We start from the raw sequence: 20,725 nt of genomic DNA, 5'->3' as shown, positions 1-20,725 counted from the left end.
CCGCTTCCATCTAGTGCCCGTGGCCATTAGAGCAAGCCGCTTATGAAAAGACCCGAACGACCGTTGCGCCTTGGCACCAGGGGATCGCCGCTTGCGCTGGCCCAGGCCCATATGACCGCGCAGGCGCTGCGCGACGCCCATGGCTGGGACCAGGACGCCATCACCACCGTCATCGTCCAGACCAGCGGCGACCGGATTCAGGACCGGGCGCTGGCTGAAATCGGCGGAAAAGCCTTGTGGACCAAGGAGCTGGACCGGGCGCTGGCGGAGGGCGAGATCGATTGCGCCGTCCATAGCATGAAGGATGTCGAGACCATCCGGCCCGATGCGATCCGGATCGCCGCGATGCTGCCGCGCGCCGATGTGCGCGACCGGCTGGTCGGCGTGGAAAATTTTGCCGCGCTGCCGCCGCAACCGATCGTCGGCACCAGTTCGCCGCGCCGTGCCGCGCAGGTGAAGCGGCTGCGCCCCGATGCGCAGATCATCCTGTTCCGCGGCAATGTCGCCACGCGGCTGGCCAAGCTGGAGGCGGGCGAGGCCCATGCGACGTTGCTCGCGGCTGCCGGGCTCGACCGGCTGGGGCAGGCAGACATTGGCGCCACGGTCGAGATCGACACCATGTTGCCGGCGCCGTCGCAGGGGGCGGTCGGCATCGAGACGCTGGCCGGCAATGACGCCATGCTGGGCTGGCTGGCGGCGATCAACCATCGCGACACATTCGATTGCGTGATGGCCGAGCGCGCGGTGCTGCGGGGTCTGGGCGGCACATGCCATTCGCCGATCGCCGCGCTGGCGCTGCTGGAAGGCGGTCAGATTCATCTGCGCGCCGAGATCATCAGCCCGGAAGGGGATGAGACGGTTCGGGACGAGGCGCGGCTGGCGCGCGGCGATTTCGACGCGGCCGAGGCGATCGGCCGGGGCCTGCTGGAACGGGCGAGCCCGGCGCTGCGCAGCCTGTTCGAGGGGTGAGACCACTCATCATCCTGCGGCCCGCGCCCGGCGCCGGCAGGACGGCGGACAAGGCGATGGCCATGGGGCTGGCGGTGCGGCTGTGCCCGCTGTTCGCGGCCGAGGCGCTGGCCTGGACACCGCCGCCCGCCGGGGATTTTGACGCGCTGCTGGTGACGAGCGCGCAGACGGTGCGATTCGGCGGGGCCGCGCTTCGGGCCTATCGCACCTTGCCGACCTATGCCGTGGGCGCGGCGACCGCCGGGGCGCTGCGGACGGCGGGATTTGCCGATCCGGTCGCCGGGGATGGCGATGCCAGCGCGATCGCGGCGCGGATCGCGGCCGACGGGCACCGAGCGCTGTTGCATCTGTCGGGCGAGGCGGTGGCGCCAATGGACGCCGGACCGCTGCGGGTGACGCGCGTCCCGGTCTATCGGATGATGCCCCTGGCCTGCGATCCGCTGGAGCTGAGCGGCGGCGTGCTGCTGGTTCATTCTGCGGCGGCCGGCGCCCGGCTGGCGGAGATATTAGCCGAAAATCAGCGCGCAACGAGCGACGTCGTGGCGATAAGTCCGGCCGCGCTTGCCGCCTGCGGCAGCGGATGGGGCAGCGCGCAGGCCGCCGACGCACCCAATGATGCGGCGGTACTGGCCCTCGCCCGTCGATTGTGCGAATGAAACCGCGGTCGCAAACGAGAGAGACTTGATGAACGAGCAGGAGAGTGTGGAAATTCAGCAGGAAACGCCGCCGCCCGCGCGCCGACGCACATCCTGGCTGACGCCCGTGCTGCTGCTGTTCGCGTTTCTGATCGGCATCGGCGTCACCATCTGGGCGATGCCGCAAATCGAACGGCGCTGGGGCCAGGACGAGGCGGCGGCGCCCGCCCTGCCTGCGCCGCTGCTGGGCAGCAACGCCATCCCGTCGGGCCGTCCGCTGACGGCGGATGCCGCGCAGATGCTCGACGCCCGCGTGATCCAGCTGGAGGAGCGGCTCAACCGCATCACTGTCGAGGCGCAGGCCGCGTCGGGCAATGCCGCGCGCGCCGAAGGGCTGCTGGTCGCCTTTGCCGCCCGCCGCGCGCTCGATACCGGCGCCCCGCTCGGCTATGTCGAGGGGCAGTTGCGGCTGCGCTTCGGCCAGGCCCAGCCCCGCGCCGTTGCCACCATCATCAACGCCGCGCGCGAGCCGGTAACGCTGGCCGACCTGCGCGCCGGCCTTGTCGATGTCGCCGATCGCGTCACGTCGCCGCCGGCCGATGCCAGCTGGTGGGACAGTTTCGAGCATGAGGCGCGCGAACTGATCATCATCCGCAAATCCTCCACCCCCTCGCCCCGCCCGCAAATGGCGATGCAGCGAGCGCTGCGCTATATCGACGCCAGCCGCGTCGGCGCCGCACTGGCCGAGGTGGAGCGCATGCCCGATCGCGCTGCGGCCGATCGCTGGATGCAATATGCCCGCCGCTATCTGGAGGCGCGCCGGGCGCTCGACCTGATCGAGACAGCCGCCATATTGGAGCCGCGCCAGCTGCGCACGACCGAGGGCGCCAGCGTCGCCCAAACATCGCCCCTCGCCCCCTGACCCGCTTTTCCTGAGACATACCGTTCATCGCTTGCGATGAAACCCATGGACTCACCCTGCGTTTGTCACGAGAATGTCACCTTTTCCGCCCGGTTCAGGACAGAGTCTCTCGTGCCACCCTATGCCGATGCCATTGCCAGCTTCTGGAAGGGCCGCCTTGCCAGCGGTCCGCGCGCATCCGCGCGCCCGTCGCTGTCGCATCTGCTGGGCAATGCGTCGGTGCCGTTCGACATCAACCGCACCAAGGCGCAGGCAGAGACGCTGAGCCGCGCGATTCGCGGTGACGGACGGCATATATTGCTGGTGCCGGGGCTGATGGCATCGGAACATCGGATGGAGCCGCTGCGCGCGATCCTGAACGCGGCGGGCTATCAGGCGCATGGCTGGGACATGGGCCGCAATTTCGGCCCGCGCGCCGATACGCTGGAGAAGATCGACGCCCGCGTCGATGCGATCCGCCGGACAAGCGGCAAGCCGGTGACTTTGGTCGGCTGGAGCCTGGGCGGCCTTTATGCCCGCGAATATGCCAAGTTCGCGCGGTCCAAGGTTGGCGGCGTGGTGACGATGGGCACGCCCTTTTCCGGCGACCCGCGCGCCAACCATGCCTGGCGCCTCTATCAACTGGTGTCGGGCTTCCCGGTCGACACCCCGCCCTTCCCCTGCACTCGCGAGGAGAAGCCGCCGGTGCCGACCGTGGCGCTCTGGTCGCCGCGCGACGGCGTGATCCTGCCCGAATGCGCCCGAGGCCGCGCCGGCGAGCGCGACCGCGCGATCGAGGTCGATTGCACCCATATGGGCTTCGCCGCCGCGCCGGAGGGGATTTTGGCTGTCGGCAAGGCGCTGGAGATGATGGCCGCCTGAGCGGTCAGTAACGGACTGGTTCGCCCTCCACCGTCAGCAGGCTGGGATCGGTCAGCCGCACATGGGTTTGGTAATAATATTTTTCGGTCGGCCGGCCATCCGCCAGAAAATGAATTTTCACCCGCTTCGCTTCGCCACGGACCGCGATGGTCTTGCCCGTCAGATATTGATCGAGTTCCGCGCCGAAACGCTGTGCCAGTGCGTCGGCCATGGCGCCGGGAATGGCGATCGTCAGGTTGCGGGGATCGCGATAATCCTGTTGAGAATTAAGATAGAACCAGCCACCCTGGCGCCCGGTGGCGCGGACGGGCAGCTCGAACACCCCCTTCACCCCATCGGGGGCGACAGCCGCGGCATTCATCACCGCCTGTTCGGGAAAGATATTATAGGAAGCAGACGGCGCTGCGGCTCCCATGAGCAGCAGGCCGGACGACAGGATGAGAGCATAACGCATCAGGCTGGCCTCCAGAATGATCCGGTCCGACCAGCCTAACCCGATCAACCGGCCACCGCCAGCCTCTTCAACGCCTCGTCCCGGCCGATCAGCGGTAGGAGCTGGCCCATGTCGGGGCCGTGGTCCAGGCCGGTGAGGGCGCGGCGCAGGGGGTGGAACAGGGTCTTGCCCTTGCGGCCGGTTTCTTCCTTGAGCGCGCCGGTCAGCGTGCGCCAGATGTCGGCATCGAAGGGGACGGCGGACAGGCAGCGATGGGCGGCGGCGAGGAAATCGCGGTCCTCTTCCGCCACTTCCGGCGCGGCGATCGGGCCGGTGACGATCTGCCACCAGTCGGCGGCGCCCGCCACCGTTTCCAGATTGGGGCGGATCGCGGCCCAGGCGGCGGCATCCATGCCGGCGGGCAGGCGGTCGGCGACCGCCTCATAGGGCAGTTGATGGACGATCTTCTGGTTGAGGCTGGCCAGTTCGGCTTCATCGAAGCGCGCGGGGGCGCGGCCGAAATGGGCGAAGTCGAACGTCTCGATCAGCGGCGCACGGTCCGCAAAGGGCTCGATCGGCTGCGAGCTGCCGAGGCGGGCGAGCAGCGACGCGATCGCAGCGGGCTCCAGCCCGATCTCGCGGAAATGGGCGACGCCGAGCGAGCCGAGGCGCTTGGACAGCTTGCCCTCGCTGCTGGTCAGCAGCGCCTCATGCGCGAACTGGGGCAGCGCCGCGCCGAGCGCGGTGAACATCTGGATCTGGGTCGCGGTGTTGGAGACATGATCCTCGCCGCGCAGCACATGGGTAACGCCCATGTCGACATCGTCGATGACCGAGGGGAGCATGTAGAGCCAGCTACCGTCGGCGCGGCGGATCACCGGGTCAGACAGCAATTTGGGGTCGAAGCGCTGCTCGCCACGAATGAGGTCGGTCCAGATGATCGGCTGCTCATGGTCGAGCTTGAAGCGCCAGTGTGGCGTGCGCCCTTCGGCTTCATAGGCGGCGATCTGGTCCGGGGTCAGCGACAGGGCGGCGCGGTCATAGACCGGCGGCAGGCCGCGGCCGAGCAGGATCTTGCGGCGCAGCTCCAGTTCCTGGCTGGTTTCATAGGCGGGATAGACATGGCCCGAAGCCTTCAATGCCGCGAACCGCGCCTCATAGAGGGCGAAGCGCTCCGACTGTTTTTCCTCGCCATCCCAGTCGAGGCCGAGCCACTTCAGATCAGCCTTGATCGATTCCGCATATTCGGGGCGCGAACGCTCCAGATCGGTGTCGTCGAGGCGCAGCAGGAAGCGGCCACCGGACTTGCGCGCCCACAGCCAGTTGTGGAGTGCGGCGCGGATATTGCCGACATGGAGATGGCCGGTCGGCGACGGGGCGAAGCGGGTGATGACGGTCATAAATCCAACCCGTTCGTGCTGAGTGGGGCTGAGCCTGCCGAAGCCCCGTATCGAAGCATCCTTCGATACGCCATTTCGACTTCGCTCAATGGCTACTCAGGACGAACGGCCTTTTCCATTGATTACACGCTGCGGAAGGCGTTGGTGATCGGGTAGCGGCGGTCGCGGCCGAAATTGCGGATGCCCAGCTTCACGCCGGGCGGCGACTGGCGGCGCTTATATTCGGCGATGTAGAGCAGATGCTCGATCCGGGTGACGACCGCCTTGTCGAAACCGCGCTCGACCAGCTGGGCCACCGACAATTCCTCTTCGACCAGGCCATAGAGGATCGGGTCCAGCACCTCATAGGGCGGCAGGCTGTCCTCATCCTTCTGATTGTCGCGCAGTTCGGCGCTGGGCGGCTTGGTGATGACGCGTTCGGGCATCACCGGGCCAGTCGGGCCGAAGCCTTCGCCGAGCGAGGGCATATGGTCGTTGCGCCAGCGGCAGAGGTCGAACACCGTCGTCTTGTAGGCGTCCTTCAGCACCGAATAGCCGCCCGCCATGTCACCATAGATGGTGGCATAGCCGACCGACATCTCGCTCTTGTTGCCGGTGGTCAGCAGCATATGGCCGAACTTGTTGGAGAGCGCCATCAGGGTGAGGCCGCGAATGCGCGACTGGATATTCTCTTCGGTCAGGTCGCGTGCCTTGCCCTCGAACACCGGGGCCAGCATCGTGTCGAAGGCGGCAACCGCCGGCTCGATCGGGATAGTGTCATAGCGAACGCCGAGCAGACGGGCGCATTCGACTGCGTCATCCAGGCTTTCCTGACTGGTGAAGCGCGAGGGCATCATCACGCACCAGACCCGGTCGGCGCCCAGCGCGTCGACCGCGACGGCGGCGGACAAAGCAGAGTCGATGCCGCCCGACAGGCCGAGGACGACACCGGGGAAGCGGTTACGGTTCACATAATCGCGCAGGCCCAGCACCATCGCATTATAGATGTCGGCCGGGCGCGGATCGAGTTCATGACGCTCGCCGGGCAGGCAGACCCACTGGCCATCCCATTTCTCCCACTGGGTCAGCACCAGCTTTTCCTCCCAGTCGGGCAGTTGCTGGGCGATGGAGAGGTCGCCGTTCATGACGAAGGAGGCGCCGTCGAACACCAGTTCGTCCTGGCCGCCGACGCGGTTCAGATAGACGAGCGGCAGGCCGGTTTCGCGCACGCGGGTGCCGGCGACGACGTTCAGGCGGCGATCATCCTTGTCGACCTCGAACGGGCTGCCATTGGGGCTGATCAAGATTTCCGCGCCCTCGGCCCGCAAATGGGCCGTGACGAAGGGGAACCAGATATCCTCGCAGATCGGCACGCCGATCTTCACGCCGCGAAACGTGATCGGCGCGGGCAGCGGGCCGGGGGCGAACAGGCGCTTTTCGTCGAAGGTGCCGTAATTGGGCAGTTCGCGCTTCTGGCGGATCGCGGTGACGGCGCCATTCTCGATCAGGGCGACGACGTTGAACAGCACGCCCTGCGACGCGACGACGGTGCCGACCAGCATCGCCGGGCCGCCATCGGCGCTTTCCTGCGCCAGCCGGTCGAGATGATAATTGGCCTGGTCGAGCAGCGCGGGCTTGAGCACCAGATCCTCGGGCGGATAGCCGATCAACTGCAGTTCGGGATAGACGATCAGGTCCGCGCCCTTGGCGCGTGCGCGCCATTCCAGCATGGCGTCGGCATTGGCCCGAGGGTCGCCCATGGTCTGGGTCATCTGGGCGAGCGCGATCACGAGTTTGTCGGTCATGTCACGCGCCCTAGAGCATTTTGCCTATTTGCGAAAATGCTCTGTTTTCCGATGCCGCATTTTCGAACCGAACACCCGCTTCGCGCATGTTCTGAAAATGCGGGGTCCATTTTGTCGCAGGGCGCAAAAGCGCCTTTCCACATGGGACATGCGCCGCTAAAGGGGCCGCGTTTCGCGCATCGTCATCAATTCGTCACGCCAATTAGCCTGGGGATTTTCGCCATGAAACTCATGACCGGCAATTCGAACAAGCCGCTCGCGGCCGCCATCGCCGACTATATCGAAATCCCCCTGACCGAGGCCAGCGTCCGCCGCTTTGCCGACGAAGAAGTTTTCGTGGAAATTCATGAGAATGTCCGCGGCGAAGACGTGTTCGTGATCCAGTCGACGGCCTATCCGACCAACGACAATCTGATGGAATTGCTGATCATGATCGATGCGCTCAAGCGCGCGTCGGCCAAGCGAATCACTGCCGTCGTCCCCTATTTCGGCTATGCCCGCCAGGACCGTAAGCCCGGGCCACGAACCCCGATCAGCGCCAAGCTGGTCGCCAACCTGATCACCACCGCCGGCGCCGACCGCGTCCTGTCGGTCGATCTCCACGCCGGCCAGATCCAGGGCTTCTTCGACATCCCGACCGACAATCTGTTCGGTGCGCCAGTGATGTCGGCCGATATCCAGGCCCGCTTCGGCGACAAGAATATCATGGTCGTGTCGCCCGACGTCGGCGGCGTGGTGCGGGCCCGTGCGCTCGCCAAGCGGCTCGACAACGCCCCGCTCGCCATCGTCGACAAGCGCCGTGAGCGCGCCGGCGAGTCGGAAGTGATGAACATCATCGGCGACGTGAAGGGCCGTTTCTGCATCCTGATCGACGATATCGTCGATTCGGCCGGCACGCTGTGCAACGCCGCCGCCGCGCTGAAGGCGCAGGGCGCCGAGGAAGTCGTCGCCTATGTCAGCCATGGCGTGCTGTCGGGCGGCGCGGTCGCCCGCGTCGAGGCGTCGGAACTGCTGGAGCTGGTCATCACCGACTCGATCCAGGGCACCGAAGCGGTGAACGAGGCCAAGCGCATCCGCCACCTGCCGATCGCCCCGCTGCTGGGCGAAGCGATCAAGCGCATCGCCGACGAAAGCTCCGTTTCCAGCCTGTTCGACTGAGCGCGCATGGGCTGACCGGTCGTCAGCCCGTTTGATGATGTCATGATATCGCCGGTCGAGCGTCGCTCGGCCGGCGTTGTCGTATCTGACGTCAGTGCGTCGGGAACAGGATGATCGGTAGGGCGAAGACCAGCGCCAGGCCGGAGACGATGCGCTGGCCGCGCGATACGCCCAGCGGCAGTTCGCGCCACACCATCGGGCAGGCGAGCAGGGCGAAGACGACGAGGATGTTGGAGATCGCCACCGATCCGCCGATCGGCACGTCCTGCCGCAGCGCGAGGCCCGCGAACAGGCAGATGAAGCTCAAGATCCAGCCAACCAGCGCCATGACGGCCCCCTTTCTTCCGGGAGGCTAGAACGGCACGGTTTCCAAAAGCTTAATCACCGTCTTCGGGGATAGGCTCCCAGGGATCATAGCTGCCGAAGCTCCACACATTCCCCTCAGGATCGAGCGCGGTATAGCCGCGCCCCGGATAGCCCGGATTGTCATGCGGTTCGTCCACCACGACCGCGCCTTCGTTGCGGGCATGGAGGCAATGCGCATCGACATCGGGCACGACCATATAGACGCAGGCGGTGATGCCGCCGAGGTCCCGCACCGTCGACCAGGTGTAGAGCGACTCGCCCTCCATATCCTTGACGCTGCCCAGCATCACCATGCCCTCGCCCAGGACAAGCTGGGCATGGTGGATGATGCTGTTGTCGAGATCGTCGGGATAGACGGCGTGTCGCTCGAAGCCGAAGGCGGCGCACAGGAAATCGATGGCGGCCGGCGCGTCGGCATAGCGCAGGCACGGGATGACGGGTGAACCGGGCATCTTTCCTCTCTCCTTCGGTGAATCGGGCAGCTCCTGTCTAGCCTATCGCGCCCCGACCGGCTAGGCGATGGGGCATGACGACCCGCGATGACCTGGCCCTTGCCAACCGCCTTGCCGACGCCGCCGGCGCCGCCATCCGCCCCTTTTTCCGCGCGCGCTACGATCTGGAGATCAAGGCCGACAAGTCGCCGGTGACGGAGGCCGACCGCGCCGCCGAAGCCGCGATCCGCGCGATCCTGGAAAAGGAACGGCCGAACGACGGCATCATCGGCGAGGAATATGGATCGATCCGCACCGATGCCGAACGGGTGTGGATTCTCGATCCGATCGACGGCACGCGCAGCTTCATCGCCGGGCGGCCGATCTTCGGCACGCTGATCGCGCTGACGCAGGCGGGCTGGCCGACGATCGGCATCATCGACCAGCCGATCGCGCAGGAACGCTGGGCCGGGATGAGCGGCCAGCCCACCACCTTCAACGGCAAGCCGGTGCGCACCCGCGCCTGCAAGGCGCTGGAGGGCGCCGGCATCGCCACCACCAGCCCGCATCTGTTCGCGGAAGGCGACGTGCCCCATTATATGGCGCTGGTCGGCGCCGTGTCGGGCGGATCGCCGCGCCAGGGGCCGGTCTATGGCGGCGACTGCTATAATTATGGCCTGCTGGCGTCGGGCTTCCTCGACATCGTCATCGAATCCGGGCTGCAAAGCTATGACTTCGCCGCGTTGGTGCCGGTGGTCGAGGGCGCGGGCGGCCTGATGTGCGACTGGAATGGCGAACCGCTGACCGCCGACAGCGAAGGCCATGTGCTGGCGCTGGGCGATCCGGCGCGGCTGGAGGATGTGCTGGAGGCGATCCATGGCGCGGGCGATGGGCATGACCATGGGCATCATCACGATCATTGAGGGTGGAGGTGGATGGTCTAAAACCCGCCATTTTTGTCGTTGTTTAGGAGGACGGCGCTTGCCGATCACGGACATTGCGCCCTTCTGGAACAAAGGCCGCTAACGAATTGGGGAAGCTACGAAGTGAAGTGGTCGGACCTGACCACGACGCCAGATAGCGATGCGATAACGACATTGCGGCCGAAGTGGCACTGGCTTCTTGGTACTAAATGGGCGGGGAGGTGCAGTGGCTTAACACGGGCACTGGTGAGATCATTCCCGTCGCTAACGATCGAAGCGAATTTCAACACAAGCTTGGCGGCGATGACGCAAATGACTGGTAATGCCAGAGTTGGTGGCAGCCCTTCACGATGCCGGCAATTAGCTGACCGAAGGCCAGTGCTTCACCTACGCAATACCCCCGTTTTTGCAGAAGGAAAATATGACGTCGGCAATTTTGCGGCGGTGCCGATGAAGGAGCATTTTGGATTATCTAGCGACCTGCACCGTCACATGGCCAGCCTGCCGGAAGGCGCAACCCCTTCGGTTGCAAATGGAGCCATGACGCCCGCTTTTTTTGTAGCGCTCGCCGCAAGCGGAATGTCGACAAACCACCCACCCCGGCCATTTGGCGGGCGCTGAATTTACCCGTGCGGTCTGGGACCAATAAACGGCCTATCAGTGGCAGCTTTATATAGGCTGCGTTGAAACGAGGTGCGTGACTCGTTTCGAGGGTTATGGACAGCCATCATGGTCGCCACATCGCCATTCGAATGGCGATCGCCTCCAAGCACATTGCCCCAAATGCGTTCGGGCAGAGCCTGTTGCCAGACCCCGCCCGATACGCATGTTCTTCGATGTCGCGGCCCCGCTTATTTCGGCGACAGCACCATCAGCATCTGGCGGCCTTCCATGCGCGGATAGGCTTCGACCTTGGCGATCTCGGCGACATTTTCCGCCACGCGCTGCAGCAGGTTCATGCCCAGCTGCTGGTGGCTGAGTTCGCGGCCGCGAAAGCGCAGGGTGATCTTCACCTTGTCGCCGTCGCCGATGAAATCATGGACCTTCTTCATCTTCGTATCATAATCATGATCGTCGATGTTCGGACGCATCTTGATCTCTTTGAGTTCCTGCGTCTTCTGGGTCTTGCGGGCGATATTCGCCTTCTTCTGGGCTTCGTACTTGAACTTGCCGATGTCCAGGAACTTGCAGACTGGCGGATCGGCGTTCGGCGACACTTCGACCAGGTCCAGGCCAACGTCGGCGGCCTGTTCGATCGCCTCCTGCGTAAACATCACGCCCAGATTCTCGCCTTCGTCGTCGATCACCCGCACCTTGGGTACGGTGATGAACTCATTATACCGGGGACCGGACTTCGGCGGCGGCGCCAGCGGGCGGCGCATCATTGGGGGACGTATAGCGGCTTCTCCTGTGACTGTGACAACAAACGGCTCTTCGCGGCCCTTTAGCGCAAAGCCGAAAAGGGCGGCAAGCCCGTCGTAACGGAATCACCAGCCCATGTGGCATTGCTGCCGCACCCACTATATCGGGTGAATGCGGTTTTTTGCAAGGGGCTGAGAGTCCGTTTGAGAAAGCCGGCTCCCGCCCGCGTGCGCGCCTAACCACCCGACAGGATGACATTGTATCGGGTGGTTGGACGGGGGGCGCGGGTCGGAACCATATTGGAAAACGCCCTTTCGCGATTTTCCCAACAGGCTCTGGGCGCCGTCACAACGCGCGCAGCATGCTCTTGGCCGGCGCGAAGAAATATTCGCCGCCCTTGTGGACGACAAATTCGGCCAGACCGGCCGGCGTCGTGCCGGCGGTTGCGTCGTTCCAGCCATTGGGCACGGCCAGCACTACATCCGCTTCGCCGCCGCGCTGGCCGATGATCGGGTCGCGGCCGACCGGATCGCCGGGCGATCCATTGATGCGGGCGACGAAGGGCGGCGAATTGGCCCAGCTTTTCTGGGTGAACTCGAACTGCGCCTCGATGCTGCTCTGGAACGCCATGAACATGAGGCCCACGCCCCCTTCCGGCTGGTCGCTGGGGTCGGTCACCTGATTGCGCGTGCCATAGGGCATGCCGCGCCGGGCCATGATGACGCGGCGTTCGCCGTCATCCAATTCGCGGATGCGATCGAAATCGGCTGCGCTCTGCGGGTTCGGCACCAATGTCCGGCCGACATCGCCGCGCGGATTGGTCTTGCGGATATGGGCGAAGAAGGGACAGCGGGCGCCGGCGCTGTCGGCGGCATAGCTGAAATTGTTCGGCACCGGATGGTCGAGCCCTTCCGTGCCCTGCAGCGTGACCGGCGTGCCATCCTCGAACCGGCCGACCAGGAAGGCGCCGGCCAGTTCGCCGATCCCCAGTTGCTCACCCAGTTCCTTTTCCCGCGCCTTGAAGGCCTTCACCTGTTGCTCCAGCTTGCGGAAGACGAAATAGCTGCCGAAGGCGGTGCCGGTGTCGGGCGATCCCGGATAGGGCACCAGCACCTGCGACAGGGGGAAGGCGGCATTCCACTGGTCGATGCCGCCACCGGCCGCCTCGCGATCGACCAGTTCCTGCAGCAGCAGCGGCTGGCTGCGCCCGTCGACATAGCCGAAATGCTCGATCCCCTCGGCCTCGCCCGCGCTGTTGCTGCGGAAGATCGCCCGGCCGCTCTCGGCGGTGATCAGGCTGACGGCACTGCCCAATCCGCTCATGATCATATCGGCCAGATCCTGCGCCGCCTGTGACGTCCACTGGTCCGGCCCGTCGGGATCGGCGCCGATCAGGATCATCGCGTCGATGCGGTCCTGATAGGCGGCTTCCAGCTCCGGGGCGGCGGGATCGTTGAGAATGGCGCTGCGGGCGAGCATGCCGCTGGCAAAGGCGCCGTCGACCGGGCCTTCGGGCATGCGGTCGGCGATGCCCAGTCGCGCATAGCCGGAGGAGGAGAGGAGCAGGCCGACAAAGGGGCCGCCCGACTGGCCAGTGTTGCGATAGGCACGGGCCGCTTCCAGCTGGGTGAGGGCGGATGTCACCTGCGGTTCCAGCGCGCGGAGTGCCGCGCGCGCGGCGGCGGCATCCGCGCCGAAGCGCAGCATCAGGTGCAAGGTCGCCTTGCGCCCATGACCATCGAGGATATTGCCCTGCAGATCTTCCAGCAGGGCGGTTTCATCGGCGTCGGCACTGGTCCAGCGCAGCGGTTCGGACAGGTTGATCGGCATTGCGGCTCTCCCCCCGGTCAGGTGATGCCGCCATGCTATCAGGGGCGGGTCAGGCCCGGTGGGGAGATGGCTCCATAACGGTGCCATCTCCCCATGTCGTTCAGGCCAGATCGGGCGCCAGTGCGTCCTTCGCCAGCCGGGCGATCAACTCGCTCACCGACAGCATGGTCTGGCCATCCTTGCCCAGTTCGCGCAGCGCCACCGTGCCTTCTTCCGCCTCGCGGCGGCCGACGACCAGCAGGTTGGGCACCTTGCCCAGCGAATGCTCGCGCACCTTGTAGTTGATCTTCTCGTTGCGCACGTCGGCCTCGGCGCGGATGCCGGCGGCGCGCAGCTTCTCGACCACGTCCAGCGCATAATTGTCCGCATCCGACACGATCGTCGCGACCACCGCCTGCACCGGCGCCAGCCACAGCGGGAACTTGCCGGCATAATGTTCGATCAGGATGCCGATGAACCGCTCATAGCTGCCGAAGATCGCGCGGTGCAGCATCACCGGCCGGTGGCGCTCGCCATCCTCGGCGATGTAGCTGGCGTCCAGTCGCTCGGGCAGCACCCGGTCCGACTGGATCGTGCCGACCTGCCAGGTGCGGCCGATCGCGTCAGTCAGGTGCCATTCCAGCTTGGGCGCATAGAAGGCGCCTTCGCCGGGCAGTTCTTCCCAGCCATATTCGGGCGTGTTGAGGCCAGCGGCGGCAACCGCGTTGCGCAGTTCCTCTTCCGCCTTGTCCCACATTTCCTCGGTGCCGAAGCGCTTTTCCGGGCGCAGCGCCAGCTTGATCGAGTAGGTGAAGCCGAAATCCCGGTAGATCCGGTCGGCCAGCGCGCAGAAGGCGCGCACTTCCTCGACGATCTGGTCCTCGCGGCAGAAAATATGGGCGTCGTCCTGGGTGAACTGGCGCACCCGCATCAGGCCGTGCAGCGCGCCATGCGGCTCGTTGCGGTGGCAGCAGCCATTTTCATAGAAACGCAGCGGCAGGTCGCGATAGCTCTTGATCCCCTGCTTGAAGATCAGGATGTGCGCCGGGCAGTTCATCGGCTTGAGCGCCATCCAGTCGACATCGTCCGACACCAGCGGGCCTTCGTCCGCCACATTCGGCACTTCGTCGGGGATGACGAACATATTCTCGCGATATTTGCCCCAATGGCCGGACTGCTCCCACTGGCGCGCGTCCATCACCTGCGGCGTCTTGACCTCGCGATAGCCGGCATCGTCGATCGCACGGCGCATATAGGCTTCCAGCTCGCGCCAGATCAGATAGCCCTTGGGGTGCCAGAAGACGCTGCCATGGGCTTCCTGCTGCAGGTGGAACAGGTCCATCTCCGCGCCCAGCTTGCGATGGTCGCGCTTGCCCGCTTCTTCCAGCCGCGTCAGATGCTCGTTGAGCTGCTTCTTGTTGAGCCAGCCGGTGCCATAGATGCGGCTCAGCATCGCATTCTTCTGGTCGCCGCGCCAGTAAGCGCCCGACACGCGGGTCAGCTTGAAGGCGGCCGGGTCCAGCTTGCCGGTCGAGGCCAGATGCGGGCCGCGGCACATGTCGTACCAGCCGTCGCCGCTATGATAGACGGTCAGTTCCTCGCCCTGCGGCAGTTCGGCGGCCCATTGCGCCTTGAACGTCTCGCCGGCGGCTTCCCACTGGGCGATCAGCGTGTCGCGGGCGATCACTTCGCGGCGCAGCGGCTTGTTGGCGGCGATGATCTTGCGCATCTCCGCCTCGATCGCGGGCAGGTCTTCCTCGGTAAAGGGGCGATCCTTGGGCGCGAAGTCATAATAGAAGCCGTCGTCGGTCGCCGGGCCGAAGGTGATCTGCGTGCCGGGGAACAGTGCCTGCACCGCTTCGGCCAGCACATGGGCGAAATCGTGGCGCGCCAGTTCCAGCGCGTCGGCCTCGTCCTTCGCCGTTACCAGCGCCAGCTGCGAATCCTGTTCCAGCGGGCGCATGATGTCGCGCAGCTCGCCGTCGACCTTCGCGGCGATCGCCGCCTTGGCCAGGCCCGGCCCGATCGCCGCTGCAATGTCCGCCGGAGTAGTGCCGGGCGCGACTTCACGCACGGAACCATCGGGCAGGGTGATCTTGAGCATGGCGGACACGGGAGGTCTTTCTGTGAAATGTTCAGGTTGCGCGGCCCAAAAAGCCGCGCCTTCCCCATAAATGGGCGGTCTGCCCTGTCAATAGAAGCCCTCTTGCCAAGAGTCACCCACGGGCGCATGTCTTATGTGCTGATATATCATTATCAGCACAGGAGGGACTTATGGCTTTGAGCTTTGCAAAATCCCGTGGCGCACAGGATGAAGCGCCGATGGGCGAGATGAACACGACGCCGCTGATCGACGTCATGCTCGTGCTGCTGATCATGTTCATCATCACCATCCCGATCCAGACCCACAGCGTGGGCATCAACCTGCCCCAGGCGCCGGTCGATACCAGCCTGCCCCAACCCGATCCGATCAAGAACAAGGTGACGATCGACGCATCGGGCGTGGTCCGCTGGAACGGCAATGCGGTCGATGCCCTGACACTGCGCCGCTATCTCGCCCAGACGCTCGCCATGCCGGTTGAACCGGAACTGCAATTCCAGCCGGATGCCGCCGCCCGCTATCTGGTGGTCGACCAGACGCTGGCCGACATCCGCCGTTCCGGCGTCACCAAGCTCGGCTTTGTCGGCAATGAGCGCTATGGCCAGTTCTGACAAGCATGCACGATAAAATGTAAAGGTTCATTGACTCATTGCTTCCTGCTTCTGTAAAGGACGCTTGACCCTTTCAGAGCAGGAGGCACGAGTCATGATCGCCCCGGAACCCATCCACCCCTTTCCCTGGCGCATCTGCGCGGCCGCCGCGCTGTTCACAGTGCTGATGGTGGCCGCGGCCGTCGCCGCCAATATCTTCACCATCAGCGGCAACGGCAAATTGCCGCTGATGGTGCCGGGCCTGCTGGCACTAGGCTGGCTGATCTGGGAAGCGATGCGGCTGGCGCGCGGCGCGCCGGGATCGGCGATTGCCCGCTATATCGGCCGGGTCGTGCCGCTGATGATCGCCAATATCGTCACCGTGGTCGCGGCCATCACCATCCAGCGCGAATGGCATCCGGCGGGCGTATGGGCCGTGCTCGTCGCCTTGCTGCCGGCACCGCCGCTGATCGGCTTCATCTGGGCGATGGGCCGGCTGCTGGTGGAGGAGGCCGACGAATATCTGCGCATGGTCCATGCCCGGCGCGCGCTGATCGCCGCCGGTTTCATGCTGGTGATCACCACCGTCTGGGGCCTGCTCGAAGGATCGGGCCTTGCCCCCCATGCGCCTGCCTATGCCGCCTTCATCCTGTGGAATCTGGGGCTGTTGCTGGCGCCGATCCTGCCCGGCGGCCGCGCATGAAGAACCGGCTCAAAATCTTGCGGGCGGAACGCGACTGGAACCAGAGCGATCTCGCCGCCCAGCTCGGCATTTCGCGCCAGAGCGTCAACGCGATCGAGACGGGCAAATATGACCCCTCGCTCCCGCTCGCCTTCCGCATCGCCGACCTGTTCGGCCTGAAGATCGAGGATATCTTCCTGCGCGACTGAGGCTGGGGCGCAGGCGTCATGCAGATGCCATGGCGCCCATCCCGCGCCTTATGGCCGGCAGCAATCAGAAGCGTAGAGAGGGAATGATAGCCAAACACTCTAATCCACCGCGACAGCATCCCTGACGGCCGCGTCGTAGAGCGCGCGATTCTCTTCGTCGAAGCAGACGAAGAGGATATGGTCGAAGGTGTCGGGATCGCGGCGCAGCGCTTCCGCCACGGCGCGGGCGGCGACCTTGGCGGCTTGCGCCCTGGGATAGCCATAGACGCCGGTCGAGATCGCCGGGAAGGCGACCGCGCGCAGGCCGTGGTGGCGGGCGAGCGACAGGCTGTGGCTGTAGCAGCTGGCGAGCAGGTCGCGCTCGCCCTGATTGCCGCCCTGCCAGACCGGGCCGACGGCGTGGATGACGTAGCGGGCCGGCAACCGGTAGCCGCGCGTGATCCGTGCCTCCCCGGTCGGGCAGCAGCCGATGCCCCGACATTCCTCCAGCAATTCCGGCCCGGCGGCGCGATGGATCGCGCCATCCACGCCGCCGCCGCCGAGCAGGCTGTTATTGGCGGCGTTGACGATCGCGTCGACCGCGCAACGGGTGATGTCGCCCGTCACCACGTCCCAGCGCGTCGTCCCGACCATCATCGCGTCAATTCCTGATCGGCCCGCCGATCGACCAGACATGGCCGAAGGGATCGGTGAGCTGGCCATAGCGGGCGCCCCAGAACTGGTTGTCGATCGGGAAGCGGATTGCCGCGCCGGCGGCCACCGCCCGGTCCCACCAGCGATCGGCATCGTCCACTTCCAGATGCAGCGTGACCGCCGCCGGCTTTTCCGCCGGGGCGCCGCCACACATTTCGGGAAAATGATCGTTCAGCATCAGCCCGCCATCATTGACCGTCAGATGGGCGTGCATGATGCGCGTGCCATCCTCTTCCAGATGGCGGCTCTGTTCGGTGGCGCCGAAGGCAGCGGTGTAGAAGGCGATGGCGTCGGCGGCCTTGCCGTTGGCGATGGTCAGATGGGGCGTGACCCCTGGCAGGACGAACGGCGTGTCGCTCATGATCCTCTCCTTCGCGTCGACTCATGGGTCGAGTCGGCCAGAGCGCAGGATAGGCCCGGCGCGTGTCGTTCAGAAGATGCCGAGGAACTTCTTGTCCTGCGCCTTCTTCTCGGCCTTGCTGCCCTTGCCCGCTTCATCCTTTGCGGTGGTGCCGCGGCCGACATCGTCGCGCGGCTTGCCGCCACGGGTGCGCTGGGCGGCAGCATCGGCGCCGGCCAGCACCGGACCACAGGCCGCTGCCTTGGCATCGCCGATATCGACAAAGGCCAGTGTCGCGGCGATCGGCGTGGCGACAATGCCCAGCGCCGCCGCCGCGCCGCCGCGCGCGATCAGGTCCGGGCTGATGACATTGATCGACGGCCGGGCGAAATAGCCGCCAATGCCGACCGGCGACTGGCCGGACAGAAGGCTGATCTTCTTGCCGTCGGCGCGGAAGGCGAGGTCGAGGCTTTCATTTTTGAACGAGAAGCCGCCCCGGCCGATCATCACATTCTTGCGCGTGTCGATCAGGATCGGGTCGGCCGCCGCCACGCCGTCGCGCACGGTGAAGGCAATGAGGCCGCAATTGATCTGCACAGGGTCCTTGAGCTTCTGCTCGAACATCTTGGTGACGAAGGTGCCGACATCGATTTCGGAGAGCTGGACGTTGCGCGCCCACATGCTGCCCGCCGGCAGGATGACGGCAATGCGACCATTGGCGGTGGCGAGCGAGTCATGGACGGTATCGCCCAGACCCGTCATCTGCATCCGCCCCTTGACCATGCCGGTCGTGCCCGATTGCTCGACGCCCCATCGGGCGAGCAGCGTGCCCATCGGCGTGGGCGCCAGGCGGACGTCATAGCTCGTGCGCACCGGCTGGTTGCGGGCGTTGATCTCTATGTCCGACGCAACATGGCCGCCCGCCATGTCGAAGGTCAAAGGCGAGAGCGTCAGCAGGCTATGGTCGAGCTTCAGCGTCATAGCGGCATTGGCGATCGGCACGTTGGGCGCGCGGATGGTCTTCACGCTGTAGCGGACATTGGCGTCGAAATTGCGGATCGCCTCGATCCGCAGCGGTGCGTCGGGCAGCAGGCGCGGCGTGCCCTGCACGGTCGTGATCGCGCCCGCCCCGCCCTGCGCATCCAGCCGTTGCGGATCATAGCCGATGAAGGGGCCGACATCGATGATGTCGAGCCGCTGCGTCGCCAGATCAGCGTCAAGCAGCAGGCGGTTGTTCGGCAACGACACGGTGAAGCGGCCGGCAAGGTCGGACTCGCCGAACCGGCCCTTCAAATGCGTGAAGCGCCACTCCTCGCCCGTCTTGGTCAGGGCCGCGGTGAAGCGATACTGGCGGGGGCGGGGAATGGCGACGCCCAGGAAATCGAACAAATGGCTGAGATTGGGGCCCAGCGCACCGCCGCGCGGATCCCGCCCCCCCAGCGCGGCCGCGCGGGCCGGCGGGCCGGCGACCTCCAGCATGGTCGCACCCGCCTGCGCCCGCAGCGCCAGCCTGTTCTTGCCGCCGGTGACGGTGGCATTGGGCGACAGCAGACCGCCCTTCAGGGTGAAGGGCTTGCCGCGCATCGTGCCGGTGCCGGACAGGCGGACGTCGCTGGCAAAGCGGGTATCCTGCGCCTTCACCGTCTCGAAGCCGATATCGGTCGACAGCATCAGCACCGGATCGCGATAGCGCATCGTCGTGCCGGCGAGCAGCGCGCGGCGGACAAGCGGCAGGGTCATCGGCTCGCCCTTCCGGTCGGGGTCGCCCAGCGTCCATGTATTATGCTGCCGGTCGCGCGACCATTCGAAGTCGACCGCGGCATTGCGCAATTCCAGCCAGCGCACACGATATTTGCTGCCGAAGAGAAGGCTGAGCGGGGAAATGCGCGTGTCGATCAGGTCGGCGCGAAACAGGTCGGGCCGACTGGCCCAGGGCAGGTTGGCGATCCGCATCCCCTCCGCCCGGAACTTGATACTGATCGGCGCGAAATAGAGCTGGAAGTCGCCGCCGACCTGCACCTGCCGTTCCAGCCGTGCGGACAGGATGCGCTCGAACGGCCCTTTCAAGAACCGCCCCTTGGTGATGAACAGAATCAGCCACAGGGCGAAGAGGATGCCGATGATCCATAGCAGGATGCGCGCCGGCAGCGGCAGGGCGCGCCAGCGGTCGCGCGCGCGGCGCAGATGGACGGCCGCGCCACCGGGCTGGGCGGGCTTGGACGCGCTGGGCGGCACAGGTTCGACATCGGCCATGGCGAGGTCAACGCAGGCATAGTGGCTTTGGGTCCGAATCGCTTGCTTTTGCGGGCGCGGCCGACTATGGGCCGCCCTTCGCGATATTCAGTGAGACCGCCCGGCTAACTAGGGCTGCCGTGGCTGTCTGTAATCGTCGCGCCAAACAAGGAGACGAAAATGCCCAAGCTCAAGACCAAGAGCGGTGTGAAGAAGCGCTTCAAGTTCACCGCTTCCGGCAAGGTCAAGCACGGCGTCGCTGGCAAGCGTCACCGCCTGATCTCGCACAACGCGAAGTATATTCGCCAGAACCGTGGCACTTCCGTGCTGTCCGATGCCGACGTGGCTCACGTCCGCCTCTGGGCACCCTACGGCCTGAAGTAAGGAGTAGAGGACAATGGCACGCGTAAAACGTGGTGTAACCACCAAGGCGAAGCATAAGAGGATTTTGGTTCAGGCGAAGGGCTATTATGGCCGTCGCAAGAACACGATCCGCGTCGCTCGCCAGGCTGTCGAAAAGGCCGGCCAGTACGCTTATCGCGACCGCAAGGTCAAGAAGCGCACCTTCCGTGGCCTGTGGATCCAGCGCATCAACGCGGGTGTCCGCGCTGAAGGCCTGACCTATTCGCAGTTCATGCACGGCCTGAAGCTGGCCGGCGTCGAGTTGGACCGCAAGGTCCTGGCCGACATCGCGATGCACGAAGGCGAGGCGTTCAGCGCCATCATCGCCCAGGCCAAGGCTGCGCTGCCCGCAGCCTGAAGCTGATCGATCGCAAGATCGTCAAAAGGGGCGCCGGGGCAGATGCCTTCGGCGCCCTTTTTGTT

General features: G+C 65.5%; 22 protein-coding genes. 11 read left to right on the top strand and 11 right to left on the bottom strand.

Features of this window, described 5'->3' with window-relative positions; all coding sequences use genetic code 11:
- Positions 1-42: 42 nt before the first annotated feature.
- From hemC to CG471_RS02645, 4 genes are all read left to right on the top strand, one after another.
- Positions 43-969, top strand: a complete 927-nt coding sequence (gene hemC, locus CG471_RS02660) for a hydroxymethylbilane synthase (protein ID WP_099230451.1) — start codon at positions 43-45, stop codon at positions 967-969.
- Complete coding sequence (locus tag CG471_RS02655; protein WP_099230450.1) at positions 966-1,625, top strand: uroporphyrinogen-III synthase; 660 nt, start codon at positions 966-968, stop codon at positions 1,623-1,625. Before hemC ends, CG471_RS02655 begins: the two co-directional genes overlap by 4 nt.
- Positions 1,626-1,653: 28 nt before the next feature.
- Positions 1,654-2,526 (top strand): hypothetical protein, encoded by an 873-nt coding sequence (locus tag CG471_RS02650; RefSeq protein ID WP_037522086.1) that lies wholly within the window; start codon positions 1,654-1,656, stop codon positions 2,524-2,526.
- A 111-nt stretch (positions 2,527-2,637) separates the two neighbouring features.
- Positions 2,638-3,387 (top strand): triacylglycerol lipase, encoded by a 750-nt coding sequence (locus CG471_RS02645; RefSeq protein ID WP_099230449.1) that lies wholly within the window; start codon positions 2,638-2,640, stop codon positions 3,385-3,387.
- Between the two features lie 4 nt (positions 3,388-3,391).
- Here CG471_RS02645 and CG471_RS02640 read toward each other — a convergent pair whose 3' ends face one another.
- From CG471_RS02640 to CG471_RS02630, 3 genes are all read right to left on the bottom strand, one after another.
- The gene (locus CG471_RS02640) at positions 3,392-3,841 is read right to left on the bottom strand and encodes a hypothetical protein (protein WP_097384747.1); all 450 of its coding nucleotides are present in this window, start codon (positions 3,839-3,841) and stop codon (positions 3,392-3,394) included.
- 44 nt (positions 3,842-3,885) lie between these two features.
- On the bottom strand, positions 3,886-5,220 hold the full coding sequence (gene gltX, locus CG471_RS02635; protein ID WP_099230447.1) for a glutamate--tRNA ligase: 1,335 nt from the start codon (positions 5,218-5,220) through the stop codon (positions 3,886-3,888).
- 122 nt (positions 5,221-5,342) lie between these two features.
- Positions 5,343-7,004 carry an NAD+ synthase gene (locus CG471_RS02630; protein ID WP_099230445.1) on the bottom strand — a complete coding sequence of 554 codons (1,662 nt, stop codon included), beginning with the start codon at positions 7,002-7,004 and terminating at the stop codon, positions 5,343-5,345.
- A gap of 222 nt (positions 7,005-7,226) precedes the next feature.
- Between CG471_RS02630 and CG471_RS02625 the strand changes: the two genes are divergently transcribed.
- On the top strand, positions 7,227-8,162 hold the full coding sequence (locus tag CG471_RS02625; RefSeq protein WP_099230442.1) for a ribose-phosphate pyrophosphokinase: 936 nt from the start codon (positions 7,227-7,229) through the stop codon (positions 8,160-8,162).
- Between the two features lie 91 nt (positions 8,163-8,253).
- Here CG471_RS02625 and CG471_RS02620 read toward each other — a convergent pair whose 3' ends face one another.
- Together CG471_RS02620 and CG471_RS02615 are read right to left on the bottom strand one after the other, a co-directional pair.
- Complete coding sequence (locus CG471_RS02620; protein WP_099230440.1) at positions 8,254-8,490, bottom strand: hypothetical protein; 237 nt, start codon at positions 8,488-8,490, stop codon at positions 8,254-8,256.
- Positions 8,491-8,539: 49 nt separating this feature from the next.
- Entirely contained in the window at positions 8,540-8,980 is a 441-nt protein-coding gene (locus CG471_RS02615; RefSeq protein ID WP_004208902.1) for a VOC family protein, read from the bottom strand.
- Positions 8,981-9,054: 74 nt separating this feature from the next.
- Between CG471_RS02615 and CG471_RS02610 the strand changes: the two genes are divergently transcribed.
- Positions 9,055-9,882 carry an inositol monophosphatase family protein gene (locus CG471_RS02610; RefSeq protein WP_099230438.1) on the top strand — a complete coding sequence of 276 codons (828 nt, stop codon included), beginning with the start codon at positions 9,055-9,057 and terminating at the stop codon, positions 9,880-9,882.
- 851 nt (positions 9,883-10,733) lie between these two features.
- Here the strand turns inward: CG471_RS02610 and infC are convergent.
- The 3 genes from infC to thrS all read right to left on the bottom strand — a co-directional run bounded on the left by infC (position 10,734) and on the right by thrS (position 15,157).
- Positions 10,734-11,267: a translation initiation factor IF-3 gene (infC, locus tag CG471_RS02605; RefSeq protein ID WP_029547879.1), complete on the bottom strand. Its 534-nt coding sequence runs from the start codon at positions 11,265-11,267 to the stop codon at positions 10,734-10,736.
- Between the two features lie 322 nt (positions 11,268-11,589).
- The gene (locus CG471_RS02600; protein WP_099230436.1) at positions 11,590-13,074 is read right to left on the bottom strand and encodes a peroxidase; all 1,485 of its coding nucleotides are present in this window, start codon (positions 13,072-13,074) and stop codon (positions 11,590-11,592) included.
- Positions 13,075-13,174: 100 nt separating this feature from the next.
- Positions 13,175-15,157, bottom strand: a complete 1,983-nt coding sequence (gene thrS / locus CG471_RS02595; protein WP_099230434.1) for a threonine--tRNA ligase — start codon at positions 15,155-15,157, stop codon at positions 13,175-13,177.
- A gap of 170 nt (positions 15,158-15,327) precedes the next feature.
- Here thrS and CG471_RS02590 point away from each other — a divergent pair, with 170 nt between their 5' ends.
- The 3 genes from CG471_RS02590 to CG471_RS02580 all read left to right on the top strand — a co-directional run bounded on the left by CG471_RS02590 (position 15,328) and on the right by CG471_RS02580 (position 16,635).
- Positions 15,328-15,765, top strand: a complete 438-nt coding sequence (locus tag CG471_RS02590) for a biopolymer transporter ExbD (RefSeq protein ID WP_099230432.1) — start codon at positions 15,328-15,330, stop codon at positions 15,763-15,765.
- A gap of 94 nt (positions 15,766-15,859) precedes the next feature.
- Positions 15,860-16,447 carry a hypothetical protein gene (locus CG471_RS02585; protein ID WP_099230430.1) on the top strand — a complete coding sequence of 196 codons (588 nt, stop codon included), beginning with the start codon at positions 15,860-15,862 and terminating at the stop codon, positions 16,445-16,447.
- Positions 16,444-16,635, top strand: a complete 192-nt coding sequence (locus CG471_RS02580) for a helix-turn-helix transcriptional regulator (RefSeq protein ID WP_004208912.1) — start codon at positions 16,444-16,446, stop codon at positions 16,633-16,635. The genes CG471_RS02585 and CG471_RS02580 overlap by 4 nt, the downstream gene beginning before the upstream one ends.
- 99 nt (positions 16,636-16,734) lie before the next feature.
- Here CG471_RS02580 and CG471_RS02575 read toward each other — a convergent pair whose 3' ends face one another.
- From CG471_RS02575 to CG471_RS02565, 3 genes are all read right to left on the bottom strand, one after another.
- Positions 16,735-17,271: an O-acetyl-ADP-ribose deacetylase gene (locus CG471_RS02575; protein ID WP_099230428.1), complete on the bottom strand. Its 537-nt coding sequence runs from the start codon at positions 17,269-17,271 to the stop codon at positions 16,735-16,737.
- Between the two features lie 4 nt (positions 17,272-17,275).
- Positions 17,276-17,689, bottom strand: a complete 414-nt coding sequence (locus tag CG471_RS02570) for a glyoxalase/bleomycin resistance/extradiol dioxygenase family protein (RefSeq protein WP_099230426.1) — start codon at positions 17,687-17,689, stop codon at positions 17,276-17,278.
- A 69-nt stretch (positions 17,690-17,758) separates the two neighbouring features.
- Positions 17,759-19,921, bottom strand: coding sequence for an AsmA family protein (locus tag CG471_RS02565; protein ID WP_099230424.1), 2,163 nt, complete (start codon positions 19,919-19,921; stop codon positions 17,759-17,761).
- Positions 19,922-20,080: 159 nt separating this feature from the next.
- On the opposite strand from CG471_RS02565, the gene rpmI reads away from it, so the two are divergent.
- Together rpmI and rplT are read left to right on the top strand one after the other, a co-directional pair.
- The gene (rpmI, locus tag CG471_RS02560) at positions 20,081-20,284 is read left to right on the top strand and encodes a 50S ribosomal protein L35 (protein WP_004208916.1); all 204 of its coding nucleotides are present in this window, start codon (positions 20,081-20,083) and stop codon (positions 20,282-20,284) included.
- A 13-nt stretch (positions 20,285-20,297) separates the two neighbouring features.
- Complete coding sequence (gene rplT, locus CG471_RS02555; protein WP_004208917.1) at positions 20,298-20,660, top strand: 50S ribosomal protein L20; 363 nt, start codon at positions 20,298-20,300, stop codon at positions 20,658-20,660.
- Positions 20,661-20,725 lie beyond the last annotated feature (65 nt).

This window comes from Sphingobium sp. IP1 (assembly GCF_002708645.1).
Classification (GTDB): domain Bacteria; phylum Pseudomonadota; class Alphaproteobacteria; order Sphingomonadales; family Sphingomonadaceae; genus Sphingobium; species Sphingobium yanoikuyae.
This window is presented reverse-complemented; position numbering and strand designations above follow the sequence as displayed.

Coding starts and splice junctions, on each gene's coding strand:
- infC (WP_029547879.1), bottom strand. CDS start 11,267: ATGATGCGCCGCCCGCTGGCGCCGCCGCCGAAGTCCGGTCCCCGGTAT.
- CG471_RS02630 (WP_099230445.1), bottom strand. CDS start 7,004: ATGACCGACAAACTCGTGATCGCGCTCGCCCAGATGACCCAGACCATG.
- gltX (WP_099230447.1), bottom strand. CDS start 5,220: ATGACCGTCATCACCCGCTTCGCCCCGTCGCCGACCGGCCATCTCCAT.
- CG471_RS02610 (WP_099230438.1), top strand. CDS start 9,055: ATGACGACCCGCGATGACCTGGCCCTTGCCAACCGCCTTGCCGACGCC.
- CG471_RS02580 (WP_004208912.1), top strand. CDS start 16,444: ATGAAGAACCGGCTCAAAATCTTGCGGGCGGAACGCGACTGGAACCAG.
- rpmI (WP_004208916.1), top strand. CDS start 20,081: ATGCCCAAGCTCAAGACCAAGAGCGGTGTGAAGAAGCGCTTCAAGTTC.
- CG471_RS02565 (WP_099230424.1), bottom strand. CDS start 19,921: ATGGCCGATGTCGAACCTGTGCCGCCCAGCGCGTCCAAGCCCGCCCAG.
- CG471_RS02620 (WP_099230440.1), bottom strand. CDS start 8,490: ATGGCGCTGGTTGGCTGGATCTTGAGCTTCATCTGCCTGTTCGCGGGC.
- CG471_RS02615 (WP_004208902.1), bottom strand. CDS start 8,980: ATGCCCGGTTCACCCGTCATCCCGTGCCTGCGCTATGCCGACGCGCCG.
- CG471_RS02575 (WP_099230428.1), bottom strand. CDS start 17,271: ATGATGGTCGGGACGACGCGCTGGGACGTGGTGACGGGCGACATCACC.
- CG471_RS02590 (WP_099230432.1), top strand. CDS start 15,328: ATGGCTTTGAGCTTTGCAAAATCCCGTGGCGCACAGGATGAAGCGCCG.
- thrS (WP_099230434.1), bottom strand. CDS start 15,157: ATGCTCAAGATCACCCTGCCCGATGGTTCCGTGCGTGAAGTCGCGCCC.
- hemC (WP_099230451.1), top strand. CDS start 43: ATGAAAAGACCCGAACGACCGTTGCGCCTTGGCACCAGGGGATCGCCG.
- CG471_RS02585 (WP_099230430.1), top strand. CDS start 15,860: ATGATCGCCCCGGAACCCATCCACCCCTTTCCCTGGCGCATCTGCGCG.
- rplT (WP_004208917.1), top strand. CDS start 20,298: ATGGCACGCGTAAAACGTGGTGTAACCACCAAGGCGAAGCATAAGAGG.
- CG471_RS02625 (WP_099230442.1), top strand. CDS start 7,227: ATGAAACTCATGACCGGCAATTCGAACAAGCCGCTCGCGGCCGCCATC.
- CG471_RS02640 (WP_097384747.1), bottom strand. CDS start 3,841: ATGCGTTATGCTCTCATCCTGTCGTCCGGCCTGCTGCTCATGGGAGCC.
- CG471_RS02650 (WP_037522086.1), top strand. CDS start 1,654: ATGAACGAGCAGGAGAGTGTGGAAATTCAGCAGGAAACGCCGCCGCCC.
- CG471_RS02600 (WP_099230436.1), bottom strand. CDS start 13,074: ATGCCGATCAACCTGTCCGAACCGCTGCGCTGGACCAGTGCCGACGCC.
- CG471_RS02570 (WP_099230426.1), bottom strand. CDS start 17,689: ATGAGCGACACGCCGTTCGTCCTGCCAGGGGTCACGCCCCATCTGACC.